The organism is Streptomyces sp. H27-C3 (assembly GCF_030063415.1).
Lineage (GTDB): Bacteria > Actinomycetota > Actinomycetes > Streptomycetales > Streptomycetaceae > Streptomyces.
The window spans coordinates 14,819-40,636 of the sequence record NZ_JASITA010000049.1; the positions used below are offsets into that span (position 1 = coordinate 14,819).

Sequence of the window (25,818 nt, forward strand, 5' to 3'; positions counted from 1 at the left end):
CCCGTCCGCCCCGGCCGGATGCCGCACCGCAACCGAGACAAGGAAGCCACCCATGACGACCCGTGAGGTCGAGCACGAGATCACCATCGCGGCACCTCCGCTGACTGTGTACCGCCTGCTGGCGGAAGTGGAGAACTGGCCGCGAATCTTCCCGCCCACCATCTTCGTGGAGAAGATGGACGGTGATGACACCCAGGAGCGGATCCGCATCTGGGCGTCGGCCAACGGAGAGCCCAAGCACTGGACCTCGCGCCGCGAACTGGACAGCGAGGCGCTGCGCATCGTGTTCCGGCAAGAGGTCACCACCCCGCCGGTGGCAGCGATGAGCGGCACCTGGATCGTCGAGCAGCTGAGCCCGAACGAGTCCCGGGTGCGCCTGCTTCACGCATACAGCGCCATCGACGATGACCCGCACGAACTGCTCTGGATCGACCAGGCGGTCGACAAGAACAGCCGCAGTGAGTTGGCGGCGTTGAAGACGAATGTGGAGTTCGCGCACGCCACGCAGGAAGCGACGTTCTCGTTCGAGGACTCGGTCCTCGTCAACGGCACCGCCGAGGACGCCTACGCGTTCATCAACGACGCCCACCTGTGGGCCGACCGGCTCCCCCACGTCCACACCGTCCACCTCACCGAGGAAACCCCCGGCCTCCAAACCCTCGTCATGGACACCCAGGCCAAGGACGGATCGATCCACACCACCAAGTCCTACCGCGTCACCACCCCCCACCACCGCATCTCCTACAAACAGATCACCCTCCCCGCCCTCCTCGACCACCACACCGGCACCTGGACCTTCCACCCCACACCCCACGGCGTCACCGTCACCAGCCAGCACACCGTCACCATCAAAACCACCAACATCACCAACATCCTCGGCCCCCGCGCCACCCTCGACGACGCCAGGAAATACGTCCACACCGCCCTGTCCACCAACAGCCAAGCCACCCTCGACCACGCCAAGAACCACACCGAGAACAGACAACACCCATGACGCCGACGGCGGGCGCCTTAGCGGTCGGGAGGGGCGAGCTGGACGTGTGGCTGATCCCGCCGCCGGAGGCGTCCCCATACGTTCAGAGCGGTGAGCTCGACGGGTCCGAGCGGAGGCGGGCCGCGGCCTACCGCCGGCCGGGGGACCGCCTGCTCTACATCGCGGCGCATGTCGGGCTGCGCCGGATCCTGTCGGCGTACACCGGCATCGCACCGGGCCGGCTGGCCATCGCGGGCGTGCGCCACAATGCCGAGGGTGGCCGGCACGGCCGCCCGGTGATCCTGGGGGTGCCCGGAGCCCCTCAGTTCTCTCTTTCGCACAGCCGGGGCCTGGCGCTTCTGGCAGTGGCCCGGGGGCGCGTGGGCGCGGACGTCCAGGGGATGCCCACGGCCGCGACGGCGGACGCCTGCCTCCCGGCCCTGCATCCCGCCGAGCGGGACGAGCTGTCCGGGATCCCCGAGCGGGACCGGACCCGCGCGTTCTGCCGTCTGTGGACACGCAAGGAGGCGTACTTGAAAGGGCTGGGGACAGGGCTGGCCCGCAGGCCCAGCCTGGACTACCTGGGCGAGTCCGGGCTCGGCGAGCGCCCGGAGGGCTGGGCCGTCGGCGACCTGCCGCTGTGCTCGTCCCATGCCGGTGCGGTGGCCGTGCCAGGTTCCGGGGGCCACCGGATCGCCATGCGGGTGCTGCCGGCCGGTCTCCTGCACGCCCCCGACGCCGTAGAGCGGATCAGGGGCATCGTGCCTGTGCTCCGGACCGTGCTGCCGCCGGCGGAACAGGTCACCGCTCCAGCGGGTTGACGGTATTCCTGAGAGGGGTAGGGGCCGCGGATTCTTCCGCGGCCCCTACCCCTCTCCCTCCTTCGGTCACCGCCGTGCGGCGGTGACCGCCCAGCGTTCGGTCCTCCAGCTGCGCGGCCCGTCGAATCCGGTGATCCGCTCCGGGCGCCGCCAAGGGACGTCTGCCTGCCTCCAGCGGGCCGCCGGGCCGTCCTGGCCCTCACCGGCTCCGCCGGTCCGGGCCAGGAGGACGGCGACGAGGGTAGCCAGCTCCTCGGGAGAGGGGTTACCGTGCACGACCTTCAACAGCGGCTGGTCGGTCGGGATCTCGGGCACGCTCAGCGCACCTCCTTCGGTCACTGGGGTGGGTTGCCGTGCTTGCGGCGCGGCAGGTCGGAGTGCTTGCTGGTGAGCATCGCGAGGCACCTGGACAGGACGGACCGGGTCTCGCGCGGATCGATCACCTCGTCGATCAGGCCGCGCTCGGCGGCGTAGTACGGGTGGACGAGCTCCCGCGTGTACTCGTCGATCTTCTGCCGGCGCATGGCCTCGGGGTCCTCCGCGGCTGCGATCTCCCGCCGGAAGACCACGTTCGCGGCGCCCTCCGCGCCCATGACGGCGATTTCGTTCGTGGGCCAGGCCAACGCGATGTCCGCGCCGATGGAGCGCGAGTCCATCACGATGTACGCGCCGCCGTAGGCCTTGCGCAGCACCACGGAGACCCGCGGCACCGTCGCGTTGCAGTAGGCGTACAGGAGCTTGGCGCCGCGCCGGATGATGCCTTCGTGCTCCTGGTCCACGCCCGGCAGGAATCCGGGGACGTCGACCAGCGTGACCAGGGGGATGTTGAAGGCATCACAGAACTGGACGAACCGTGCGCCCTTCTCGCTCGCCTTGATGTCCAGGACACCGGCCATGGCCGCCGGCTGGTTGGCGACGATTCCCACCGTCTGGCCGTCGATCCGGGCCAGCACGCAGACGATGTTCGGCGCCCAGGCCGCGTGCACCTCCAAGTGGTCGCCGTCGTCGACGATCTTCTCGATGACCGAGCGGATGTCGTAGGAGCGGTTGCCCTCTGTGGGCACCAGGTCGAGGAGGTCCTCTCCGACGCGGTCGGCCGGGTCGTCGGTGGCGACGGACGGCGGCAGCTCCCGGTTGTTGGCGGGCAGCATGGACAGCAGGTAGCGGACCTCCTCCAGGCACGCCTCCTCGGTGTCGTGGACGAAGTGGACGACACCCGAGGTCTCGGCGTGCACGTCGGCTCCGCCGAGGCCGTTCTGGCTGATCTCCTCCCCTGTGACGGCCCGGACCACGTCGGGCCCCGTGATGAACATCTGCGAGATCTCGCGGACGGCGAAGACGAAGTCGGTCAAGGCCGGAGAGTAGGCGGCGCCGCCGGCGCAGGGGCCGAGCATCACCGAGATCTGCGGGATGACGCCCGAGGCCCGGGTGTTGCGCTCGAAGATCCCGCCGTAGCCGGCCAGCGCGGAGATGCCTTCCTGGATGCGGGCGCCCGCACCGTCGTTGAGCGAGACGATGGGGCACCCGGCGGCGATGGCCATGTCCATCAGCTTGTGGATCTTGGCGGCGTGGGCCTCGCCCAGCGCGCCGCCGAAGAAGCGGAAGTCGTGCGCGTAGACGAAGACCGTGCGGCCCTCGACGGTGCCCCAGCCCGCGACGACGCCGTCACCGCTCGGCTTCTTCTGCTCCATCCCGAAGCCGGTCGCCCGGTGCACACGCAGCATCTCGACCTCGCTGAAACTGCCCTTGTCCACGAGCAGTGCGATGCGCTCGTGGGCGGTCAGTTTGCCTTTGGCATGCTGCCGTTCGGTGGCTCGGGGGTCGGCACCGTCGCGGGCCAGCTGCCTCCGCTCGGCCAGGTCTGTGAGTCGATCCTTCTGTTTTTCTGGTGGCACGAGGTCTTCCTTTCCTGGAGGTCGGTCGGGGAGGCGCGGTCTGCCGCCTTCGGCGGATCGGCGTCAGGATCAAGCGGAGTCGGCCGCGCGGAGACGACGGCCCGTCGGCAACCCGGGGCGCGCGCCGGCCGACAGCGGGGAGCCGGTGATCTCGCCGGGCCGCATCAGACACAGCACCGCCTTGGTGGTGGCGTAGCGCGCCGTGCCGACCGGCATGACGGGCCCCGGGCCGAGGCCGGTGATCAACGCGCCTGTGAGGGCGGGACCGACCACTCGCTGACGAAGGACACCCGGGCGGCGAGCGGCGGCCGCGTCAGGATGCGTCGTCCGGCCCGCACGGGTTCAGGAGGCCGCCGACGCGCCGGCGGCCTGCCGGCCGAGGCACTCCTCGAAGAACGCGACTGCTCGCAGGTGGTAGGCGCGGGCGGCCCAGCCGAGGCTGATGTTGTGGCCCGCGCCCGGTTGGCGGTCGACGCGAACGAGGGGTGCCGCGGTAAAGCCCGCGGCCAGGTCGGTCAGGGACTCCTCGTCGTTCCGCCACCACAACTCGCACTCGGCGAAGGTCAGTCGCACCGGGACCCGTACCCGTCCGGCCAGCTCGGCGAACCGGAGTGGCCAACGCCCGGCCTCCGTCCGCTCGTGTACGGGCATCGGCCCGACCATGGTGTCGGCTTCGCGGAAGGTGTTCGGCGGGTAGTAGCGCAGTGCGCCCCAGTTCCGCTTCCAGCCGCTGTGCCGGTTCGCGCCCAGGAACTGGCTCGGGTCGTCGAGATAGGTGTGGCCGAGTCCGGAGATGTCGAGCCCCAGCAGGGCCGGCAGGGACGAGTCCCGCTCGTCCGCCCCGGCAGCGTAGGCCAGGGCCAGTTTGCCGCCGAACGAGTGCGCGAGCATGAACATCCCGGTGCCGGTGCCGCAGTGGTCCCCGAGGTGCCTCAGCGCCATACGCAGCGCCGTGGCCTGCTCGGTGAGCGTCTGGCCGCCCGGCAACTGGGCCGCGGACGCGCCGTAGCCAGGACGGTCGACCGCGACCACGGTGTACCCAAGCCGGGCGCCGAGCGTGAGCAGGGACACGTCAGGGTGGGCCTGCCCGTCGAAGTACGCGGCGCTCGTCCCGCCGCCGTGCACCGCCACGATCGTGCCCCGCGGCGGCCCGTCCGGTACGGCGAGGAGTGCGGACAGCGTGAGGTCGCCGGCCGGCAGCGACACCGGGTGCACGCCGTGGGACACCGGGTAGCCGGGCAGGGCCGGATGCCCGGATTCGGCAATCGGGGCGCTCACGCGACGTCCGGGGCACCGAACCAGCGGCGCAGGGCGGCCTCCAGGCCGTCGGAGTCGTCGCCCGCCCAGGCTATGTACCCGTCGGGGCGGACCAGCAGCGCGGTGGCGCCACTGTAGGCCTCTTCGTCCTGTGGCGTCCCGGTCACGCTGACGACGCGGTCCTTCCATCCTGCCGTGACCGCACGAAGTTCCGGGTTGTCCGCGAGGTCGAGCAGGCAGCCCTGGGCCGCGTGCAGCAGGTCAGGGGTGCTCACCTGCCCACCGGCCGTGTTCAGGACCTCCGCAGCCATCCTGCGCCCGGCCAGGGGGTGCCCGCCGAGGTCGTACGCGACATCGAGGTGGCTGACCACACCGGCCAAGTGCCGCTTGACCTGGTCGAGGCCGAGCAGTTCGCCGAACATGTCGCGAAGCGGGTCGGCCTCGGGGCCGCCGAGGAAGACCATGCCCTGGGCGCGGGTGTTCATCAGCAACCGGGCACCCACCGGGTGGCGTTCGCCCTCGTAGGTGTCGAGCAGCCCGTCGGGCGCTGTGCCCCGGACCGTGGCGGTCAGCTTCCAGCCGAGGTTGGCCGCGTCCTCGACTCCGGTGCTCAGCCCCTGCCCGCCTGCGGGGAGATGGATGTGCGCGGCGTCCCCGACGAGCAGGACCCGGCCGCGGCGGTACTCACTGGCCTGGCGGGTGGCGTCGGTGAAGGTGCTGACCCAGTCGCCGTGGCCGTGGGAGATGTCCTCACCGGTGAGGCGCTGCCAGGCGGCCGCGATCTCGGCGAACTCCGTTGTCTCGCCGCGGTCGGCCGGCGGGGCGCCGTGCTCGCAGACGATGATGCGGTCGATCCCTTCGGCCAGCGGCGCGGCCATCACCATGCCGCCGGGCAGCCGCTCGCCCAGGGGGCGCGGCTTGACCTGGCAGCCCACCACGTCGGCGAGGTACATGCCACGGGTCGCCGACGTGCCGGGGAACGCGAAGCCCGCGGCCGCGCGGACCGTGCTCTGCCCGCCGTCGGCGCCCACCAGGAACTGGGCGCGCAGCCGGTGCTCGCCGCCGGGACCCGCCACGGCGACCGACACGCCGTCGTCGTCCTGTTCCAGGGCACGGAATTCCCAGCCGCGGCGAATGTCCGTACCGAGTTCGCCGGCCCACTCCTCCAGCACCGCCTCGGTCTGGGACTGCGGGATCCCGCGAGCTCCGAAGTGCGCGTCCTTCAACACGGTGTAGTCGAAGACGATCCCGCCGAAGTGGCCCATCGGACTGGTCTCGACGGCCCCGAATCGAGGGACGAGCCCCCGCTGCTCGAACGACTCCAGGGCGCGGGCGGTGAAGCCCAGTCCGCGCGACTGCCCGGTGGGCCGCTCAAGCCGCTCGACGACGATGACGTGCGCGCCGCCCAGCCTGAGTTCCCCGGCCAGCATCAGCCCGGCCGGGCCCGCCCCGATGATGACGACGTCTGCGTCCATCTTCGCTTTCATGAGAGTCCCTTCAACGCGCATTACCTGCGCCTCGGTGTGTGAGTGAATGCTCCGGACCGGCCGGGGCCGGGTGCAGGCGTGCCGAACCAGCGGCGCAGCGCCGCGCGCAGGCCGTCCGGGCGGATGCCCGCCCAGCCGACGTATCCGTCCGGACGAACCAGGAGTGCGCGACCCGCGGTCGCCCCGACCTCTTCCGCCGGAGGGGCGTCGCAGACGACGACTCGGCCGGCCCAGGGCGCGGCGACCGCTGCCAAGGTGACGGCCTCGTCCGAGTCCAGGAGGAACAGCACCCCGTTGCCGGCCCGCAGGAGCTCCGTGGTCCGCCGCGGGGCGCCGGGCGTCCGCGGGCGCAGCGGGAGGTCGGGCAGCCGCCGTCCCAGCAGAGCGTGCTCACCGGCGCCCATGGCGTAGCGGATGCCGAGGCCGCTGATCATTCCCGCCCAGTGTTCCTGGACACCGGGCAGAGTCAGGAGCTCGCTGAGCAGGACGCGGGTCGGCTCGACCTCCGGCCCGCCGAGCAGTAGGTGGCCCTGGGCCCGGATGTTGGCCAGGACGTCCCGTCCCACGGCGTGGCGTTCGGTGTGGTAGCTGTCGAGCAGGTCGTCGCCTGCCGTTCCACGGACCACTGCGGCCAGCTTCCAACCGAGGTTGAAGGCGTCCTGGATGCCCAGGTTGAGGGCCTGGCCGCCACTGGGCATCTGCCGGTGCGCGGAGTCCCCGGCGAAGAGCACCCGTCCGTGCCGGTATCGGGAGAGCTGGCGGTTGGCGTCGCCGAACGCGTTGAGCCACAACGGTGTCCCGTGGCTGATGTCCTCGCCCGTGACGCGCTTCCAGGCGCTGCACACCTCGGCGAAGTCGGGCGCGGTGCCGTCCCGGACACCCGGTGGCCGGCCGAACTCGTGGACCATCACCCGGGTCGTGCCGTGCCTGGTCGCGGCAATCGCGAGCCCGTGCTCCAGCCGTTGGAACCGCCGGTCGGCGACGTCCACCCCGGACACGTCGGCGCGCAGCAGCTCACGGGTGGCGTCCCGGCCAGGGAAGTCCGCCCCGGTCAACCGCCGTACGGTGCTGTCCTCGCCGTCGCAGGCGACCAGATAGCGCGCGCGGATCCGCAGCCTTCCCCGCGGGCCGACCGTCTCAGCCGCCACCTCTCCGTCGGCGGCCGTCACGGAGACCAGCCGGTGCGAGCGGCGCAGGTCGGCTCCCAGCCCGGCGGCCACCTCCTGCAGCATCTCCTCGGTGCGGGTCTGGGCGACCTTCCACTGCCCGGAATGGGTGCTGGGCAGTGCCAGGTCCAACGGCAGCCCTCCGAAGTGGCCGCGTGTCTCGCGCGGCGGCTGTCCGAGGTGCTTCGTCCAGTCGCGGGAGTCGAAGATCTCCATGGTGCGGGCGTGCAGGGTGGACGCCCGGGATTCGGTGGTCGGCCCCGGACGTTCGTCGACGACGACCACCCCGGCGCCGCCCAGCCGCAGTTCCGCGGCGAGCGTCAGCCCGGCCGGACCCGCCCCGACCACGAGGACGTCTGCGGTCATGTTCGCAGGACCCGGACCGCCGCTCATGGGTGTTGTCTGTTCTCGGTGTGGTTCTTGGCGTGGTCGAGGGTGGCTTGGCTGTTGGTGGACAGGGCGGTGTGGACGTATTTCCTGGCGTCGTCGAGGGTGGCGCGGGGGCCGAGGATGTTGGTGATGTTGGTGGTTTTGATGGTGACGGTGTGCTGGCTGGTGACGGTGACGCCGTGGGGTGTGGGGTGGAAGGTCCAGGTGCCGGTGTGGTGGTCGAGGAGGGCGGGGAGGGTGATCTGTTTGTAGGAGATGCGGTGGTGGGGGGTGGTGACGCGGTAGGACTTGGTGGTGTGGATCGATCCGTCCTTGGCCTGGGTGTCCATGACGAGGGTTTGGAGGCCGGGGGTTTCCTCGGTGAGGTGGACGGTGTGGACGTGGGGGAGCCGGTCGGCCCACAGGTGGGCGTCGTTGATGAACGCGTAGGCGTCCTCGGCGGTGCCGTTGACGAGGACCGAGTCCTCGAACGAGAACGTCGCTTCCTGCGTGGCGTGCGCGAACTCCACATTCGTCTTCAACGCCGCCAACTCACTGCGGCCCTTTTCCCGGGCCTCGGCCCGCGCCCGTTCCACCCCCGCCTGACCGGTGCCGCTCGCCGCGAACTTGTGCTCCAGCCGCACCCGCGACGCGCCCGCGCCGTGGCGTTCGATGGTCCAGACGCCGCCCAGCCCGGCGAACGGTGCCGCGCACGTCAGATCCTCGAAGTGCATCTGCCATGTGTCGGGTTCGACGACCCGGCGGATCGTCCGGCTGCGCGGCCCGCCAGCGGTGGCCTCGACGATCCGAAGCCGGTCCTCGGCCTCGGGGGCGTCCTCGTGCACGATGTCGACGACCGAGGGGAAGATCCAGGTCCAGTTCCCGGTCTCGGCGAGCAGGCGGAGAACGTCTTCCGCCGGGACCGCGACGTCTGTCGCGTGCATGACCTGGTGCATGTCCGCATAGTCCAGATGTCCTATCCTTTCCAGGTTTCCCATGCTGGCTGTCTCCTGATCGATGAGGCGGGAAGTGAGCAGGCCGGTCTCGACGGGCCGCCGCCGGCGCGAGGGATCCGGCGGCGGGGCGACCGCGTCAGCGCGTCCGCGCGCGGAGTTCTGTGCACGGACGCGCCCTGCGGATCACTCGCCTGCGGCGCGGGTGTGCACTACGCGGTAGGTGTTGCTGTCCTGCCAGGTCTGCAGGGCCGTTACGCGGGCGTCGACCTTCTGGCGCTCCACCGGGCGCTCGGACTGCGGCTGAGCGGTGAAGGCGTCGTAGGCCTCCTGGTCGTCCCACTGCGAGTAGACGACGACGAACATGCCCTCGAGCCCGCGGGCGCGCAGGCCCTTGAGAACGGTGTGGCTGCGGTAGCCGGGGACCTGCAGCAGCCACTCCTGAGAACGGCCGAGAGCGTCGACGAGGTCGTCCTGGTCGGACTCCTCGACCCCGAACAGTTCGATAGCGGTGCAGTCGTCGCGATCCGGGGAGATTTCGGTGACGCCGCCGAGCTCCGGCTTCTGCTGGGTGAACACGACCTCGTTCTGGAGCAGCCGGATCGAGGTGGTGATCTCACCGAACAGCGGGAGCGTCCGGTGCTTGAACTCCTCACCCGAGTAGCGGGCCTCGAGATCCTCGGTGCTGCGCCACTGAATGAAGTTGGCAGTTCCCGGCTTGCCCTGGCCTGCGTGGACCGTGCTGGAAATCCAGCCGTCGTACGCCGCGGAGTTGACGATTTCGCTCATCGCCGCGAGTAGTTTTACCTGCTTCTCATCCGTGTCGGTCGAGAACAGGTTGAGGACGGTCAGGTGTCGGCCATCGGCTGCGATCTTCGGCATTATTGCGCCTCTTCCGGTTTCGAATTTTCGGAACGCCACGAGCATCGCAGCCCATTCGGTACCAGTGAAGGCTCCCCGGTTCAGTATCGATGTTGATATTTCAGAGTTGCCGGGCGAACCACAGAGCTCTTCGAGATGTTTGTTAGAGGATCGAAAAGCCTCTTCAGCGGCTCCGGCCGGTGTCGCATGATTTGGCAATGCATCCAGGCCCGGAAGTGTTCGAAATAAGCGCCCTGCTGGACCGCTACCTCATCGGCCTCGACGACGGCGCAATCAACGAGGCTTGGGCGCGGGACCTCTTCACCGAGGACGCGCGGGTCGAGTTCCCGATGAGCCGGCACACGGGGCTCGACGGGCTTGACATCTACCACCGGGACGCGCTGGGGGCGTTCGCCTCCACCCAGCATCTCGGCTCACCCGCGATCGTCGACCGCGACGGCGACCTGGCGGTCTTGCGCGCCAACCTCATCTCGACCCACGTCCACCACCCCGGGGCGGTCGGCGACTCCCTTTTCCAGGTCGGCACCCTCGTCACGGGCGAGGCCCGCCGGACCGCCGAGGGATGGCGGCTGGCCGTCCTGTCGTTCCGAGTGCTCTGGACCCGCGGAGCCCCCTCGCGGGCTCAGGAGCCACGATGACCGCATTGGCCTCCGCCGGTCTCCAGGACATGAAGATGGCCGTGATGTTCGCCGACATCGGGCTGATCCTGATCGTCGGCGCGGTCCTCGGCCGGCTTGCCCAGCGAGTGGGCCAGCCCGCCGTGGTCGGCGAAATCACCGCGGGCATCCTGCTCGGCCCCAGCCTCCTCGGTCTGCTCCCCGGCGACCTGACCCAGCGCATCTTCCCGGCGGACGTCCGGCCGCTGCTCTCGGCGGTCGCTCAGGTCGGCCTGGTCCTGTTCATGTTCCTCATCGGCTGGGAGTTCGAGAAGCGGCTGGTGCGACGGCACGCGAAACTCGCGGCGGGCGTCTCGTTGTCGTCGATCGCGGTGGCCTTCGCATTGGGCGCCGCCCTCGCGGTTCCTCTGTACCCGCACCACTCCGTGGTGGCGGGGCGGGAGGTCTCCTTCGCCGCGTTCGCCACGTTCCTCGGCACGGCGATGGCCGTGACCGCCTTCCCCGTGCTGGCCCGGATCGTCACCGAGAACAAGCTGATGGGGACGCGGATCGGCTCGCTGTCCCTGGCCAGTGCTGCCATCGACGACCTGATCGCGTGGTGCCTGCTCGCCTATGTCTCGGCGCTCGTCACTTCGAACGGCGATCTGAGGGAGCTGGGTCGCATCGGCGTCCTCAGCGTCCTGTACGTGCTGGTGATGCTGCTGGTCGTCAGGCCGCTGGCCGGCCGACTGGTGTGGCGTTGGGCGGCTTCCGAGCGCTGGTCCGTGCTGCTGGCGGTGCTCTGCGCGGGCGCGTTGATCTCCGCGTGGGTGACCACCTGGATCGGGATCCACGCCATATTCGGCGCCTTCCTCTTCGGGTTCGTCATGCCGCGGGAGCCGAAGACGATCCTCAGCCAGCGGATCCGCACGCCACTGGAGCATGTCAGCACCGTGCTGCTGCCCGTCTTCTTCATCGTCACCGGGCTGGATGTCGACCTCGGGGCGCTCACCCGCGGAGACACCCTGGCGCTCGCCGCGATCATCCTCGTGGCCTGCGCCGGCAAGCTGATCGGTGCCCTGATCCCGGCCCGCATGGCCGGCCTGCCCTGGCGGGAGTCCATGGACCTGGGACTGCTGATGAACACCCGCGGACTGACCGAGCTCATCATCCTGAATGCCGCCGTCAGCCTGGGCGTCCTCAGCGGACGCATGTTCACCATGATGGTGATCATGGCGCTCGTCACCACGGCGATGGCCGGACTGCTGCTGTCCCGGCCGCCCCCGGAATCCCCGGCCGACGAAGACGGGGCGGCTCTGCCGAAGTCCGCGTCCGAGGCGGCCGCCATCAAGCCGCTAACCTGACAGATGAGAGGCCTGTTGTGAGCCCTGTTTCACGAGCCGACCACGCATCGAGAACGCCGGTCGACGGACGAGCGCTGCGTTCGGTGTGCGGACACTTCGTCACCGGCGTCACCGTCGTCACGTCTGGAAGCCAGGCGGACGGCAGCGGCAGCACGGTGAACTCGTTCACCTCGGTCTCCTTGAATCCGCCGATGGTCCTGGTATGCCTGCACGAGAACTCCCGGCTGCTGCCGGTGGTCCAGCGCTCCGGAGGGTTCGTGGTCAACTTTCTGACGCATCATCAGGAGTCTGTGGCGTGGGCGTTCGCCGGCCGTCAGACAGCCCGACTCGAGAGTGTGCCGCACCATCGGTCAGCCCACGGGCTGCCGGTGCTCAGCGAGTCGCTGGCCCATGTGGAGTGCCGGCTGGTCTCGGAGTACGACGGCGGCGATCACACCATCCTGCTCGGCGAGGTCATCGGGCTGGGCACCCCGGTTCCGGAGGAGGACCCGCTGGTGTTCTTCCAAGGATCGATGCGTGAACTCGGCTCGGCCCCGGCGCCCGCCGAACCGCGCGCCTGAGACCGGATCCGCCGGCTCTGCTCGGCGACGAGCGTGTCCTGCTCGGCCGGCCACAGCGGCCGGTGGATCCGGGCTGAGCCATTCCGTTCCTCCGGACCAGGGCCGCCCGGCGGAGCTGCGCCGACTAAGGGCTGTCCCGCAATCCCTGGCAGGCGCACGACGACAGCTACGGCACCTCGCCGCGTTGTCGGAACGCCCGAATACGTCCAGTATGCGAACGTCCCTCCGCCTTGCGATGCACCGCATCTGACGCCGTGCGCTGATCCACCAGGGATTACGGGACAGCCCTTAGTTCCGGCGGCGTGTGGCGGCCAGGTCCTCGGCCGCGTCAAAGGCCTCCCGTGCTTGGTCCACGCGGGGCAGGTTGTCGGCGGACCAGTCGGCCAGGGCCGCGAACAGCGGGGCCAGACTCCGGCCCAGATCGCTGATCTCGTACTCCACCCGGGGCGGAACCTCCGGGTGGTAGGTGCGGATCAGCAGGCCGTCCCGTTCCAGCTGGCGCAGCCGCTGCGTCAGGACTTTTGGCGTGATGGCACCGATATTGCGGTGCAATTTGACGAATCGCTGCCTTCCGTGCGCGTTGAGTGTCCAGAGGATGGGTGTGGTCCAACGGCTGAAGACGATGTCGACGACCGGGGCGATCGTGCATGCCTGATCCGGTGGTTCTGACGTCGCCTCTTCGGTGGCCTCGTCGCGGTCCACGGCGGTCTCCAGCATCTCTGCTCACCTTCCGGGAAGTCACTTTCCCCTAGGTACCCACTCTATTGAGGTTGCTAGCTTCCCGGAAGCGAGTAGTTCCAGGTTCCAGGCGCCATCTTCTGTCCGCGCTCCGAATTCCCCTAGGAGAGTCATGTCTGTCCATCAGTCAGTCAACACACCCGGAGGGAAGTCGGGCGGCCCGGCCCGACGGCCGGGCCTGATCCTGGCGTTCCTCTGCGTCGCGGGGTTCATGACCTTCCTCGACGTCTCCATCGTGAACGTCGCTCTGCCGACCGTCGAGGATGAGCTCGACATCTCGCAGACCGCCCTGCCCTACGTGGTCACCACCTACGCCACGATCCTGGGCGGCTTCCTGCTGCTGACCGGGCGGCTCGGTGACAACCTCGGCCGCCGAAAGATGCTCCAGACCGGCCTGGTGCTGTTCGCCGTGACCTCGCTGATCGCCGGGCTCTCGCAGAACGCCGCCATGCTCATCCTCTCCCGCGGCGGCCAGGGCCTGGGTGCGGCGTTCATGGCCACCTCCGCGCTGAGTCTGCTGGCCAGCAACTTCGAGGAGGGCCCGGAGCGCAACAAGGCCCTCGGCGCCTGGGGGGCGCTCAGCGGCATCGCCGCCGTCGCGGGAGTCATGCTCGGCGGCCTGCTCACCGACGGCCCCGGGTGGCGCTGGATCTTCTTCGTCAACGTGCCGATCGGCCTCATCGGCGCCCTAGTAGCTCCCGCGCTCGTGGGCGAGAGCAAGGCGGACTCCCGTCGCGGCTCCTTCGACTTCGCCGGCACCCTCGCCCTCACCGCGGGTCTGATCCTGCTCATCTTCAGCCTCGGGCAGACCGTCGACGACTCCAGCGTCCCGCAGGCCCGGATCTACGGCGGGTTCGCCCTCGCCGCGGTCCTGCTCGTCGCCTTCGTCTTCATCGAGCGCCGCGCCAAGGCTCCGCTGATCCCGCTCGGGATCTTCCGTCGACCCTCACTGCGCTCGGCGAACATCATCGCCATCCTACTCATCGGCACCGTCGTCACACTCTTCTTCTTCGCCAGCCTCTTCATGCAGCAAGTGCTGGAGTTCACGGCCATCGAGACGGGCATGGCGTATGTGCCGCTGGCCCTGCTCACCGGCGTAGGCGCCGGCATCGCGTCGAATGTGGTCACGAAGGTCCCCGCCAAGATCGTCCTGCTGGTCGGCCTCACCCTCGCGGGCACGGGCATGGTGCTGCTGTGGCGAGCGCCGTCCGACTCGTCCTACTGGGTCGATCTGCTGCCGGCGTTCGCGCTTCTCGGCATCGGCCTCGGTCTGTCCTTCGTCTCCCTGCAGATCTCCGCTTTCGCGGGGATCAAGGAAGAGGAGGCGGGAGTGGCCTCCGGCCTGATCAACACCTCCCAGGAGATCGGTGGGGCGCTCGGCCTGGCCGTCGCGGCGACCTGGGCCTTCCGCAACATCGCGGAAATGGAGGCCAAGGCCGCCAGTGACCCGTCACTCGCCGCGGCTGCCCGCACCGACGTCTTCCACGACGCGTTCCTCGTCGGCGCGACCTTCGCCGCCGCCGCGTTCCTCGTCACCCTGGTCCTGCTCCCGCTGACCAAGTCCGAGCCGGCGTCCGAGGAGCCCCAGGCCGTCGGCGCTGACGCGCCCACCACCTCCTGACGAGCGGGCACGGACATGGGACAGCTTGACCTGACCGCCGCGGCCGAGGAGTTCCTCGCCGAGAACCACCTGTGCACCTTCACGACCCTGTACCCGGACGGCGCGCCGCACGTCGCACCGGTCCGGTTCACCTGGGACGGCGAGGCGGGCCTCGCCCGGGTCATGACCATGGGGTCACGGACCAAGGTGCGGAATCTGCTGGCCACCGAGAAGGCCCGGGTCGCGGTCTGCCAGGCGGCGGGGCCCCGCTGGATCACCCTTGAGGGGTCGGCGCAGGTGCTCACCGACCCCGCGCGGGTCCAGGAAGGGATCCGCCGCTACGCCAACCGCTACTGGTCCATGCCGCCGGACCTGCCCGGCATGGTGGTCATCGAGATCGCGGTCGACCGCGTGATGGGAATTTACTGAGCCCGGGCAGGGTCGGCGCCGCCAGAGCCAAGGGAGGGTGTCGGAGTATTCCGACACCCTCCGATGTACTCTGCCTGCCGTTTCCGTCACGGACATGACGAACTTTTCCGAATCGTGTAAGAGCAGGTGTTCAGCTTCTCCGGCTTTTTCGAAACAATTATGAAAACCATGGCAGGAGAGGTGATATGAACACATTCGCCGCTGAAGTGATCATTGCAGGTGCTGGCACCGCCGGTCTTATGCTTGCGGGGGAGCTCAGCCTTCAGGGAGTTTCCGTCATCGTTCTCGACAAGCTCGACGAGCCGATGCAGCAGTCCCGCGCACTGGGTTTTTCCGCGCGCACCATCGAGGAATTCGGGCAGCGCGGTCTGCTCGGCGGGTTCGGTGATCTCGAGACCATTCCGATCGGGCACTTCGGCGGTCTTCCCATCGACTACCGCATCCTCGAGGGAGGCAATTTCGGGGTCCGGGGCGTCCCACAGTCGCGCACGGAGGCCATCATCGGCAAATGGGCGGCCGGCCTGGGCTCGGATATCCGCCGCGGCCACGAGGTGGTCGGCTTCAGCCAGGACGATACCGGCGTCGACGTCCAGGTCACCGGGCCCGGCGGCACCGAGACGCTGCGCGCCGCCTACCTGGTCGGCTGCGACGGTGCCCGCAGCACCGTCCGCCGCGCCGCGGGCATCGACTTCCCCGGCGTCAGCGCCACCATCGAGATGAAGATGGCCGACATCACCGGTGTACCGGTCCGGCTGCGCCCGACCGGCGAGCTCGGTGAGGCCGGCATGGTCGTCGTGCTGCCGCTCGGCCCGGCCGCCACCCGCGTCGTGGTCTTCGAGCGCGACGCCGGGGTCCGCAGCACGCAGCAGCCGCCCACGTTCGAGGAGGTGGCGGCCTCCTTCCAGCGAGTGACGGGCGAGGACATCAGCGCCGCGACGCCGCTGTGGACCAGCTACTTCACCGACAGCAGCCGCCAGGCCGCCGAGTACCGCAAGGGCAGGGTCTTCCTGGCCGGCGACGCCGCCCACATCCACATGCCGATCGGCGCCCAGGGCATCAGCGCCGGTGTCGGTGACGCGGTCAACCTGGGCTGGAAGCTCGCCGCCGTACTGAGGGGGCGCGGCTCGGAGGACCTGCTCGACACGTACCACGGCGAGCGCCACCCGGTGGGCGCCCGCGTCGTCTGGAACACCCTGGTGCAGCGCACCCTGTACCTCGGCGGCCCCGAAGCGCAGCCGCTGCGCGACCTGTTCGGCGAGCTGATCCAACTGGAAGAGGTCCAGAAGCACCTCGTCGGTGTCGTGACCGGTCTCGACGTGACCTACGGTGCCGCCGCCGGCGACCACCCGCTGCTCGGCCGCCGCCTGCCCGACCGGGACCTGCGGGTCGACACGGATCGGACCACTGCCTACGAGCTCCTGCAAGCAGGACGTCCGTTGCTGCTCGACCTGGGCGCCGGCCCGGCCCTCCGCGAGGCTGCGGGCCCGTGGGCCGACCGCGTGAACATCGTCACCGCGGACTGCGACGACGCCCCGGCCGCCGGCCTGCTGGTGCGGCCCGACGGCTACGTCGCCTGGCTCACCGCGGACGGCTCCCCCGCGGGACTGACCGAGTCCCTCACCCAGTGGTTCGGCGGCCCACGGTGACGCCTGACCCGACGGCCGACCGATGTTCTTTCAGGAACGCGCCCGTCCCGTTCGAGACAGAAGAGGAGAGCGGTTGTGTCCGCGACGTCTGAGCACGTGAAGGAAGACCCTGATTCCGCCAAGTGGATAGAATGCGACGTTCTCATCCTGGGCTCTGGTCTCTCCGGATCGATCATGGGATCCATCCTGGCCAGGCAGGGTGCCAACGTGGCGCTGATCGACGCGGGCCAGCACCCGCGCTTCGCCGTTGGCGAGTCGCAGAACCCGCAGCTGGTCGAGTGGCTCAACATCCTGGCGGTGCGTTACGACGTGCCTGAGATCAAGCACATGCTGGACATCAAGGCCATCAGCCAGCACATGGGCCCCCACCACGGGCGCAAGCAGAGCTTCGGCTTCGTCTCCCACCGTCCCAACCAGGAGCCGGACCCCCGGGAGGCGACGATGTTCGTCATCCCGAAGATGCTCACCGAGGCCGTCCACCTCTATCGCCAGGACACCGACTCCTACTACTTGAACGTCGCCGCCAAGTACGGGTGCACTCTGCGCCAGAACTGGTTCGCCACCGACCTGGACTTCGACGACGACGGCGTCACGGTCACCGGCCGGAACGGCGAGGTGTTCCGCGCGAAGTACCTCATCGACGCGTCGGGCTTCCGCTCACCGCTGGCCGAGAAGTTCGACCTGCGAGAGAAGCCGTCCCGGCTCAAGCACCACGCGCGCTCGCTGTTCACGCACTACATCGGTGTCAAGCCGTACGACGACGTCTGCAACTACCCCAAGGATCTGCTCCCGCCGGCCGAGTCGCCCTTCCACGGCGGCACGCTGCACCATGTCATCGAGCGCGGCTGGTTCTGGATTATCCCGTTCGACAACTACAAGGACTCCAAGAACCCGCTCTGCAGCGTCGGCCTGACCCTTGACGAGCGGCTCTACCCCAAGCCGACCGACATGACACCGGACGAGGAGTTCCAGCACTACCTCGACATGTATCCGGCGGTGAAGCGCCAGTTCGCCGGCGCCAAGCGGGTCCGCGAGTGGGTCTCCACCGACCGCATTCAGTACTCCTCGAAGCAGACCGTCGGCGACCGCTGGTGCCTGATGTCGCACGCGTCCGGATTCATCGACCCGTTGTACTCACGCGGCCTGTCCAACACCTTCGAGGTGGTGGACGCGTTGGCATGGCGCATCCTGGACGCGCTCAAGAGCAACGAGTTCAAGGCGGAGGACTTCGAGTACGTCGAGCGGCTGGAACAGGGCCTGCTGGACTACAACGACAAGATCGTCAACAGCTCGTACATCGCGTTCAAGCACTTCCGGCTCTGGAACGCGGTGTTCCGGGTCTGGGCCTGCTTCACCACGCCGGCCACCATGCGCCAGATCATGGCCCGCCAGAACTTCGAGCTGGACGGCGACGACCGCCACTTCAAGGACATGGAGAAGGCCCCGTACACGGGCTTGTGGTGGCCCGACAGCACCGCCTTCAAGACTCTCCTCGACCTCACGGCGGAGACCTGCGAAAAGTACGAGGCGGGCGAGATCGACGGGGACAAGGCCGCCGACATCGTCTTCCAGGCGATCAACGACTGCGAGTCGGTGAACACGCCGTTCGGCTGGAAGGGTCCTGAGGACCTCCGCTTCTTCCGGGCCACCACCCCCACGATGATGAAGTTCATGTGGTGGGCCAACACCCAGGGTCCCGATGAGATCCGCGACCTGGGCCGAGCCTTCCTCAAGGGCATGATCAAGCAGGGGACAAAGGGCCGCAAGGTTGCCTGACCCACGTGCTCCGGAGGGCGTTCTGCCCCGGGGCCCGCACCCACGCCGGGTGCGGGCCCCGGGGCTCCGGGCTGCCATCCGTCCCACCATCCCCGCGAGGGGCCGTCCTATCCCCGCGAGGGGCCGTCTGGACCTTCACTTCCTCGCGGACACGGCCAACGGCCCCGCCAGGCGGCGCTGTTACGCCGAAACCTGTGCGAGGCCGCTTGCGGTGCGGGCCGCCCGCGACCTGCACCGCACCGGTGTCCCGCCCGGAGCGTCGGCTCCCGAGCGGGAACGGGCGCAGAGACCTCGTCGGCCTCTGCGCCCGTTCCCCTCGTCACGGCTTGCGGCCGAACCACCCGGCGAGCTTGTCGATGTCCGAGGCGTCGTCGGGAACCTCCACAACCGGGCCGAAGGGCACCGGGTTGCCGCGAGGCTGGGCCGGTGCGTCCTCGTGCATGGTGGCGACCAGGCCGGCCACCACAGCCTGGTCCCATCCGGGCTGTTGGCCCGTGGCCTTCGCCAGATCCCAGGTGTGCAGGATGAACTCCGAAATGTAGGAGGCCACCGTCGCGGACCCGCTCTGCGCGCCCCACGGCATCTTGAACTCCTTCTTCAGGAGCGCGTCGTCGGACCATACGGCCACGGCGTCCCGGACGGCGTCGTCCCACGCCCGCACCCATCCGCCATCGGGCACGTCCTCCGCGATGTGAGGGACGCTGAAGAAGTCACCGCCCGAGCCCAGTGCCGACACCCGGCGAAGGACGGAGACCAGGTGGCTGGAGAGCGTGCGCACGTCGTACTCGGGGCACGGGGTGGCGTCGCCGTATTGGTCCGCGCGGACTCCGGCGAGCGTGCGGCCGACGAGGTCGAGGGCCTTCTTCAGTTCGGGACGGGCGTCTGTCCCGAAGGGATCAGTGCTGTCGGTGCTTTCAGTCATGTCACCAGTCTGGAGTCGAAAGTGGCCACCCTCTGGACAGTTTTGTCGAGGAGAATCAACAATGCGTGCTGACCGCTTAGTGGCGACGCTGCTGTTCCTGCAGTCTCGCGAGCGCGTGACCGTCCGCGAAGTGGCGGCCGAACTGGAGATCTCCGAGCGGACGGCGCGGCGGGACTTGGAGGCGCTGGCGACAGCGGGGGTCCCTGTCTACTCCCAACCCGGACGCGGCGGCGGATGGTCGCTCGTGGGCGGCGCCCGTACGGATCTGTCGGGGTTGAACACGGGGGAGATCCGTGCGCTGTTCCTGTTCGCGGGCGCGGCGTCCTCGGCGGTGCCCGAGCTGCGGCTGGTCCTCCGCAAGCTCATGTGGGCCCTTCCGTCGCGCCTGCGGCCAGCGGCGGAGGCGGCTTCACGGACGCTCGTGATCGACGAGACGGACTGGCCGAGCATCGCCGTCGGAGCCGAGGACGCCCACCTCCGGGCACTCCAGCAGGCTGTGATCGACGGACTCCAGGTCCGGGTCGGCTACACCGCTCAGGAGGAGCCCGCTCAGGAATGGGCCGTGCACCCCCTCGGACTGGTCTTCAAGGCGGGGTGCCGCTACCTCGTCGCCGGATCGGAGGGCGGGCTGCGCGTGTTCGAGGTCGGCCGGATCACGGCCGCCGTCGTGACGGGCGAACCGGTCGACCGGCCGGAGTCCTTCAACCTCGCCGCGGTCTGGAGGTCCTTCGCCGGGCAGCTCGAAGAGCGCCTGCTCACCGCGACGGTGCGGGCTCGCGTCCGGCACGTCTCCCTGCTGGCCCTCCAGAGCCAGCAGGGCATCCGGGTGCGGGTCGGCAGGGAGGTCGGCGGATGGGTGGGAATCGAGGTTGACGGCCCGTCCCTGGACGTTCTGGTGGCGCGGCTGGCTGGGCTCGGATCGCGCGTGGAGGTGGTCGGCCCGCCCGAAGCCTGCGAACGGCTCGCCCGGCTCGCGGGCGAACTGGCCTCTCTTTATCTGCCTCCGAACAACATGGAGCAGGTTTCCCGCGAGCTCCTGATCCAATGAGTTGGATCGTGTCCGATAAGTATCACAAGCCGGACTCACCATCCGCTGGGGGGTGACGGGACCGCATCTACACAGCCCTTCTCGCAGCGTTACCGGAACTAACCGTGCTCGCACATAGTTGACGACCATCTGTACCCGGTCTCGTTGACCCGTTCATTTCGCTCCGGCAGCATTCTTTAATGCGGCCGGCGGTGCCGCCGTCGCGAAAGAGGGATGGGAATTGTCCGGGATGCTGCGTGACCGTGAAGATCACTCGCTGGCGGCGGAGTTTGCCCGGTCCATGGACCGCACCTCCTCTGTGGACCACGAGAGCACCAGTGACGTCCTGGAATGGATGGAGCAGCGTCACCGGGCTCATGATTTCCAGGTGAACCGCATTCCCCTCGCCGATCTGGACGGGTGGAATTTCGAGCCGGGCACGGGAAATCTGGTGCACCGAAGTGGACGCTTCTTCACCGTCGAGGGGCTTCACGTCACCCGTGAAGAGCCACACCAGGAGTGGCAGCAGCCGATCATCAAGCAGTCCGAGGTCGGGATCCTCGGGATCCTCGCCAAGGAGATCGACGGGGTTCTGCATTTCCTGATGCAGGCCAAGATGGAACCCGGCAACTCCAACCTGCTTCAGCTGTCGCCCACGGTGCAGGCGACCCGCAGCAACTACACCAAGGTCCACAAGGGCTCGAACGTCAGGTATATCGACTACTTCCTCTCCCGCTCCCCGGCGCATCAGATCCTCGCGGACTCGCTGCAGTCCGAGCACGGCTCCTGGTTCCTGCACAAAGTCAACCGGAACATGATCGTCAAAACGGCCGAGGACGTGCCGGAGCACGAGGACTTCCGCTGGCTGACCCTCGGCCAGATCGGCCAACTGCTCCTGGCCGACAACGTCGTGAACATGGACGCCCGTACGGTTCTGGCCTGTGCGCCGGTCCGGCACGAGGAGCCCGGCGCCTTGTGGCCGGACAGCGAGGTGCTGTCCCGTTTCAGCTGGGAGCGAGCCCGCCAGGTGGTGCGTGCCGAGCGCATTCCGCTGGCGGACGTGGCCGGCTGGAAGCGCGGCGAAGCCTCCATCGACCATGAGGAGGGCCGCTACTTCGGCGTCGTCGCCGTCTCGGTGGCGGCGGGCAGCCGGGAGGTCAGCGGCTGGAGCCAGCCGTTGTTCGAACCTTACGGCCTCGGCGTTACCGCGTTCCTGACCCGCTCCTTCAACGGCGTCCCGCACCTGTTGGCACATGCTCGGGTCGAGGCCGGGTTCCTCGACACCGTCGAGCTCGCGCCCACCGTCCAGTACACGCCGGAGAACTACCGACACGTGACCGGCCCGAGCCGTCCCCCGTTTCTCGACCTGGTGCTCGACGCGGATGCCTCGCGGGTCCGCTACGAGGCTGTGCACTCCGAGGAGGGCGGCCGCTTCCTGAACGCCGAGAGCCGCTACCTGTTTGTCGAGGTAAGCGAGTCCGAGGCGCCCGACGAGCCGCCCCCCGGCTATCTGTGGGTCACTCCCGGGCAGCTGACCTCCCTGACCCGGCACGGGCACTACGTCAACGTGCAGGCACGAACTCTGCTGGCCGTCCTGAACGCGGGATGCGTGCGGCTGTGACAGTCCGCGAAGTCCGGCCTGTACGGATAGCCGTCCTGGGCTGCGCCGCGATTGCCCGCCGCCGGATGCTGCCCGCGTTCCATGCCTCGGCGCATACCCGCGTGGTGATGGTGGCGAGCCGGGACGGTCGGCGCGCGGCGGAACTGGCGGCCCCGTACGGCTGCCGGGCGGCGGCGGGCTACGACGCTGCCCTGGAGGCCCCCGAGGTCGACGCGGTCTATGTCCCGCTGCCCTCCGCCCTGCACGCGACTTGGGTGGAGAAGGCCCTGCTCGCGGGCAAGCACGTGCTTGCCGAGAAGCCGCTGACACTCGACCGGAATCGGACCGCGGAGCTCGCGGCGCTCGCGCGCGAGCAGGGCCGGGCGTTGATGGAGAACGTCATGTTCGTCCATCACCCCCAGCACCATCGCGTCCGGCGGCTGATCGCAGAGGGAGCCATCGGCGAACTGCGCACCTTCCACGCCTCATTCACCGTGCCCCGGCTGCCGATCAGTGACATCCGCTTCGCCCCCGCGCTGGGCGGCGGTGCCCTGACCGACACCGGGGTCTATCCGGTGCGGGCCGCCCTGCACTTCCTCGGAGACGGCCTCGAAGTGGTCGGCTCGTCCCTGACGAGAACGGCCGGACTCGACGTCGACACCGCCGGTACGGCGCTCCTCCGCACGCCCGGAGGCGTCACCGCGCAGCTGACCTTCGGCCTGGACCACGGATACCGCAGCGGTTACGAACTGGGCGGCTCCCGGGGGCGCATCGTGCTGAACCATGCGTTCACCCCGCCGGCCGACCACCGGCCGGTGATCCGTGTCGAGACCGCCGAGGGGGCTGTCGAAGTGGCCCCGGACCCCGCCGACCAAGTCGCGAACACGGTGGACGCCTTCGCGGCAGCGGCACGCACCGCCGCGCCGCTGGACGAGGCATCGATCGAACAAGCACGCCTGTTGGACGCAATCCGCCGAAAGGCAATCACCGGTACAGCCGATCAAATGGAGGTCATGGCGTGAAAGGAATCATTCTGGCCGGGGGGCACGGCACCCGGCTCTATCCCAGCACGCTCGGAGTTTCCAAACAGCTGCTTCCCGTCTACGACAAGCCGATGATCTACTACCCGCTCTCGATCCTCATGCTCGCCGGCATTCGCGAGATCCAGATCATCTCCGCGCCGACGGACCTCGCGAGTTTCCAAAGGCTCCTGGGCGACGGCGGCGACCTCGGCCTGACGTTGACCTACGCTGAGCAGGAGGAGCCCCGCGGCCTCGCCGAGGCGTTCCTCATCTCCGCCGACCACATCGGCGACGACTCCGTCGCCCTGGTCCTCGGCGACAACATCTTCCACGGCGCCGGGTTCGGTCAAGCGCTCCAGCAGCACGCGAAGTCGGTGGACGGCTGCGTCCTGTTCGGCTACCCGGTCCCAGACCCTGAACGCTACGGGATAGGCCAGCTCGACGCGGACGGGCGGCTCATCGGGCTGGAGGAGAAGCCCGACCGGCCGCGCTCCAACCTGGCGATCACCGGACTGTACTTCTACGACAACAACGTCGTCGACATCGCGAAGAACCTGCGGCCGTCCGACCGCGGCGAACTTGAGATCACCGACGTCAACCGGGTCTACCTCGAACGAGGCAAGGCCGAGCTGGTCGAGCTGGGCCGTGGCTTCGTCTGGCTGGACGCCGGGACACACGACGCGCTCAACGACGCCAGCCAGTACGTCCAGATCCTGGAGAACCGGCAGGGCATCCGGATCGCCTGTATCGAGGAGATCGCCTGGCGGATGGGATACATCGACCAGGAGGCGTGCCGCGCGCTGGGCCGCAAGCTGGCGAGTTCCCCCTACGGCCAGTACGTGCTCGACGTGGCTGCGAGCTCCTGACGGAACGAGTTCGTCATGCGCCGTCTGTCCACGACGATCCCCGGCACGTCGCAGCTGCCTCGGCCGGCCCGCGCATCCCTGCCCGGCGCCCGTGGCCGGCTCAACTCATATCTGGAGGACATCCGATGAGGATTCTGGTCACCGGCGGGGCCGGGTTCATCGGCTCCCACTACGTCCGTTCCCTGCTCAACGGCGGCTTGGAGCCCCAGGGGACCGTCGAGGTCACCGTCCTCGACAACCTGACGTATGCCGGGAACCTCGGCAACATCCCGATCGGCCACGACCGCCTGAACTTCGTCCAGGGCGACATCGGCGACTTCCCCCTCCTGCTGGATCTACTGCCGGGCCACGACGCGATCGTGCACTTCGCCGCCGAGTCGCACGTGGACCGGTCCCTTGTCGGCGGCCAGGACTTCGTCCGCACCAACGTGCTGGGCACCCAGTGCCTGCTCGACGCCGCCCTGCGCCGAGGCGTCGAGCGCTTCGTCCACGTGTCGACGGACGAGGTCTACGGCACCATCGAGCACGGCTCCTGGACCGAGGAGTGGCCGCTGCTGCCGAACTCGCCCTACGCCGCGTCAAAGGCGGCCTCGGACCTGGTGGCCAGATCCCACTGGCGCACCCATGGCGTCAACCTGTCCATCACCCGCTGCTCCAACAACTACGGCCCGTACCAGCATCCGGAGAAGCTCATCCCGCGGTTCGCCACCAACCTGCTGGAGGGTGTCCGCGTCCCGGTCTACGGGAACGGCGGCAATGTCCGCGAATGGCTGCACGTGGACGACCACTGCCGGGCCGTCCACCTGGTCCTGCGCGACGGCCGCGCGGGCCGCATCTACAACATCGGTGGCGGCGCCGAGCTGACGAACCTCGAGCTGACGCACCGCATCCTGGAGCTGTCCGGCACCGACCGATCGATGATCGAATACGTCACCGACCGCAAGGGCCACGACCAGCGCTACTCCCTGGACAGCACCAGGATCCGGGAGGAACTCGGCTTCGAGCCCCTCGTCACCTTCGACACCGGACTGGCCGAGACGGTCGCCTGGTACCGGGACAACCCCGGATGGTGGAAGAGCGCCAAGTCCGCAGCGGAGGCGGCCGCGGTCTGACGAGCTCGTGCACGGTGGGCGGTGAGACCTCGTCCACGTCATCGCCGAGATCATGGGGCGCCTCGGAGCCGAGAGCCGCTTCCGGACCTGTCGCGGAGTGCGGCCCGCCGGTGTTCCGAGCCCCGATCTCGTAGTACCGCGGCGAGCTCCGCCGGCGGCAGCTGGGCGGCGCTCCCCCAGGAGCGGGTGTCGAGTGCGCCCCACGGCAGGATCGCGAACTGCACGCACTGGCGCTGCCCGCCGGCCGCGGGGCGGTAGACCCGAGCCCAGGGGCCGAAGCCGCGCCGGGTGAGCTGCCACTTGGCCTTGGTGATCTGCTTGAGGACCTTGTGGTCCTCGGGAAGGCGCAGGCCTCTGCGGTCTTCGAGCGTGGCGGGCAGCGCGAGGCGTTCGGCGGCGGCTGTGGTGATGACGATGAGCGGGTCGCCGTCCTTGCCGTTGCGGTTCAGCCGGGGTGTGCCGAGTTTCGCCTCGGTCAGGGTCCATTCGACGAGTGCGGCGAAGTTCTTGGCCGGGCAGTCGAGCACCAGGCCGCCGACGCAGTACAGCGATCCGTCGCCGTCCAGCGCACCGAGCGGACCGTGTGCGAAGCGCGGGTCGACGGCGGCCGGGGCGGGGGCCGGCTTCTTCGCGACGGCCTTCTTCACTCTCGGGCGCCGCGACGTCGCGCTCGCCCTGGCGGTGCTCGCCGACGCCGCGGCGGGAGCAGCGTCGGGAGCCGACACCGGTGCCGGCCGCGGTGCCGGCCGCGGTGCCG

Annotated in this window: 25 protein-coding genes; 14 read left to right on the forward strand and 11 right to left on the reverse strand. The window is 69.1% G+C overall.

Annotation, left to right across the window (positions count from 1 at the left end; genetic code table 11):
* Positions 1 to 52: 52 nt before the first annotated feature.
* Positions 53 to 994, forward strand: coding sequence for an aromatase/cyclase (locus tag QMK30_RS33235; protein ID WP_283522057.1), 942 nt, complete (start codon positions 53 to 55; stop codon positions 992 to 994).
* A complete protein-coding gene (locus QMK30_RS33240) occupies positions 991 to 1,794 on the forward strand; it encodes a 4'-phosphopantetheinyl transferase family protein (RefSeq protein WP_283522058.1) in 804 nt (267 codons plus the stop codon). Before QMK30_RS33235 ends, QMK30_RS33240 begins: the two co-directional genes overlap by 4 nt.
* A 66-nt stretch (positions 1,795 to 1,860) precedes the next feature.
* On the opposite strand, the gene QMK30_RS33245 is transcribed toward QMK30_RS33240, so the two are convergent.
* The 8 genes from QMK30_RS33245 to QMK30_RS33280 form a co-directional block, all read right to left on the reverse strand.
* Positions 1,861 to 2,109 (reverse strand): acyl-CoA carboxylase subunit epsilon, encoded by a 249-nt coding sequence (locus tag QMK30_RS33245; RefSeq protein WP_283522059.1) that lies wholly within the window; start codon positions 2,107 to 2,109, stop codon positions 1,861 to 1,863.
* Between the two features lie 20 nt (positions 2,110 to 2,129).
* The gene (locus tag QMK30_RS33250) at positions 2,130 to 3,689 is read right to left on the reverse strand and encodes an acyl-CoA carboxylase subunit beta (RefSeq protein WP_283522060.1); all 1,560 of its coding nucleotides are present in this window, start codon (positions 3,687 to 3,689) and stop codon (positions 2,130 to 2,132) included.
* A gap of 69 nt (positions 3,690 to 3,758) precedes the next feature.
* Complete coding sequence (locus tag QMK30_RS33255) at positions 3,759 to 3,962, reverse strand: hypothetical protein (RefSeq protein WP_283522061.1); 204 nt, start codon at positions 3,960 to 3,962, stop codon at positions 3,759 to 3,761.
* Between the two features lie 69 nt (positions 3,963 to 4,031).
* Positions 4,032 to 4,904 (reverse strand): alpha/beta fold hydrolase, encoded by an 873-nt coding sequence (locus QMK30_RS33260; RefSeq protein ID WP_283522093.1) that lies wholly within the window; start codon positions 4,902 to 4,904, stop codon positions 4,032 to 4,034.
* Positions 4,905 to 4,963: 59 nt separating this feature from the next.
* Positions 4,964 to 6,454 (reverse strand): FAD-dependent monooxygenase, encoded by a 1,491-nt coding sequence (locus QMK30_RS33265; RefSeq protein ID WP_349362137.1) that lies wholly within the window; start codon positions 6,452 to 6,454, stop codon positions 4,964 to 4,966.
* Complete coding sequence (locus tag QMK30_RS33270; protein WP_283522063.1) at positions 6,454 to 7,965, reverse strand: FAD-dependent monooxygenase; 1,512 nt, start codon at positions 7,963 to 7,965, stop codon at positions 6,454 to 6,456. Before QMK30_RS33270 ends, QMK30_RS33265 begins: the two co-directional genes overlap by 1 nt.
* A gap of 23 nt (positions 7,966 to 7,988) precedes the next feature.
* Positions 7,989 to 8,966, reverse strand: a complete 978-nt coding sequence (locus QMK30_RS33275; protein WP_283522064.1) for an SRPBCC family protein — start codon at positions 8,964 to 8,966, stop codon at positions 7,989 to 7,991.
* Between the two features lie 141 nt (positions 8,967 to 9,107).
* The gene (locus QMK30_RS33280; protein WP_283522065.1) at positions 9,108 to 9,803 is read right to left on the reverse strand and encodes an antibiotic biosynthesis monooxygenase family protein; all 696 of its coding nucleotides are present in this window, start codon (positions 9,801 to 9,803) and stop codon (positions 9,108 to 9,110) included.
* Between the two features lie 215 nt (positions 9,804 to 10,018).
* Here QMK30_RS33280 and QMK30_RS33285 point away from each other — a divergent pair, with 215 nt between their 5' ends.
* The 3 genes from QMK30_RS33285 (at position 10,019) to QMK30_RS33295 (ending at position 12,323) form a co-directional block, all read left to right on the forward strand.
* Positions 10,019 to 10,441 carry a nuclear transport factor 2 family protein gene (locus QMK30_RS33285; RefSeq protein WP_283522066.1) on the forward strand — a complete coding sequence of 141 codons (423 nt, stop codon included), beginning with the start codon at positions 10,019 to 10,021 and terminating at the stop codon, positions 10,439 to 10,441.
* Complete coding sequence (locus QMK30_RS33290) at positions 10,438 to 11,763, forward strand: cation:proton antiporter (RefSeq protein ID WP_283522067.1); 1,326 nt, start codon at positions 10,438 to 10,440, stop codon at positions 11,761 to 11,763. The genes QMK30_RS33285 and QMK30_RS33290 overlap by 4 nt, the downstream gene beginning before the upstream one ends.
* 83 nt (positions 11,764 to 11,846) lie before the next feature.
* Positions 11,847 to 12,323: a flavin reductase family protein gene (locus QMK30_RS33295; RefSeq protein WP_283522068.1), complete on the forward strand. Its 477-nt coding sequence runs from the start codon at positions 11,847 to 11,849 to the stop codon at positions 12,321 to 12,323.
* 288 nt (positions 12,324 to 12,611) lie between these two features.
* Here QMK30_RS33295 and QMK30_RS33300 read toward each other — a convergent pair whose 3' ends face one another.
* Entirely contained in the window at positions 12,612 to 13,040 is a 429-nt protein-coding gene (locus QMK30_RS33300; RefSeq protein WP_283522069.1) for a winged helix-turn-helix transcriptional regulator, read from the reverse strand.
* Between the two features lie 133 nt (positions 13,041 to 13,173).
* On the opposite strand from QMK30_RS33300, the gene QMK30_RS33305 reads away from it, so the two are divergent.
* The 4 genes from QMK30_RS33305 (at position 13,174) to QMK30_RS33320 (ending at position 18,512) form a co-directional block, all read left to right on the forward strand.
* Positions 13,174 to 14,682, forward strand: coding sequence for an MFS transporter (locus QMK30_RS33305; RefSeq protein ID WP_283522070.1), 1,509 nt, complete (start codon positions 13,174 to 13,176; stop codon positions 14,680 to 14,682).
* A gap of 15 nt (positions 14,683 to 14,697) precedes the next feature.
* Positions 14,698 to 15,090 carry a pyridoxamine 5'-phosphate oxidase family protein gene (locus QMK30_RS33310; protein ID WP_283522071.1) on the forward strand — a complete coding sequence of 131 codons (393 nt, stop codon included), beginning with the start codon at positions 14,698 to 14,700 and terminating at the stop codon, positions 15,088 to 15,090.
* A 185-nt stretch (positions 15,091 to 15,275) separates the two neighbouring features.
* Positions 15,276 to 16,736 carry an FAD-dependent monooxygenase gene (locus QMK30_RS33315; protein WP_283522072.1) on the forward strand — a complete coding sequence of 487 codons (1,461 nt, stop codon included), beginning with the start codon at positions 15,276 to 15,278 and terminating at the stop codon, positions 16,734 to 16,736.
* Positions 16,737 to 16,811: 75 nt separating this feature from the next.
* Positions 16,812 to 18,512 carry an NAD(P)/FAD-dependent oxidoreductase gene (locus QMK30_RS33320; protein ID WP_283522073.1) on the forward strand — a complete coding sequence of 567 codons (1,701 nt, stop codon included), beginning with the start codon at positions 16,812 to 16,814 and terminating at the stop codon, positions 18,510 to 18,512.
* 319 nt (positions 18,513 to 18,831) lie between these two features.
* On the opposite strand, the gene QMK30_RS33325 is transcribed toward QMK30_RS33320, so the two are convergent.
* The gene (locus tag QMK30_RS33325) at positions 18,832 to 19,434 is read right to left on the reverse strand and encodes a TIGR03086 family metal-binding protein (RefSeq protein WP_283522074.1); all 603 of its coding nucleotides are present in this window, start codon (positions 19,432 to 19,434) and stop codon (positions 18,832 to 18,834) included.
* A gap of 61 nt (positions 19,435 to 19,495) precedes the next feature.
* Here QMK30_RS33325 and QMK30_RS33330 point away from each other — a divergent pair, with 61 nt between their 5' ends.
* From QMK30_RS33330 to rfbB, 5 genes are all read left to right on the forward strand, one after another.
* Positions 19,496 to 20,482: a helix-turn-helix transcriptional regulator gene (locus QMK30_RS33330; RefSeq protein ID WP_283522076.1), complete on the forward strand. Its 987-nt coding sequence runs from the start codon at positions 19,496 to 19,498 to the stop codon at positions 20,480 to 20,482.
* A 280-nt stretch (positions 20,483 to 20,762) separates the two neighbouring features.
* Positions 20,763 to 22,082, forward strand: a complete 1,320-nt coding sequence (locus QMK30_RS33335) for an NDP-hexose 2,3-dehydratase family protein (protein ID WP_283522077.1) — start codon at positions 20,763 to 20,765, stop codon at positions 22,080 to 22,082.
* Positions 22,079 to 23,083, forward strand: a complete 1,005-nt coding sequence (locus tag QMK30_RS33340; RefSeq protein ID WP_283522078.1) for a Gfo/Idh/MocA family protein — start codon at positions 22,079 to 22,081, stop codon at positions 23,081 to 23,083. The genes QMK30_RS33335 and QMK30_RS33340 overlap by 4 nt, the downstream gene beginning before the upstream one ends.
* Positions 23,080 to 23,949: a glucose-1-phosphate thymidylyltransferase RfbA gene (gene rfbA, locus QMK30_RS33345; RefSeq protein ID WP_283522079.1), complete on the forward strand. Its 870-nt coding sequence runs from the start codon at positions 23,080 to 23,082 to the stop codon at positions 23,947 to 23,949. Before QMK30_RS33340 ends, rfbA begins: the two co-directional genes overlap by 4 nt.
* Before the next feature lie 125 nt (positions 23,950 to 24,074).
* Positions 24,075 to 25,061, forward strand: coding sequence for a dTDP-glucose 4,6-dehydratase (gene rfbB / locus QMK30_RS33350; protein ID WP_283522080.1), 987 nt, complete (start codon positions 24,075 to 24,077; stop codon positions 25,059 to 25,061).
* A 50-nt stretch (positions 25,062 to 25,111) separates the two neighbouring features.
* Here rfbB and QMK30_RS38575 read toward each other — a convergent pair whose 3' ends face one another.
* A complete protein-coding gene (locus QMK30_RS38575; RefSeq protein WP_349362138.1) occupies positions 25,112 to 25,708 on the reverse strand; it encodes a DUF8841 domain-containing protein in 597 nt (198 codons plus the stop codon).
* Between the last annotated feature and the right edge of the window lie 110 nt (positions 25,709 to 25,818).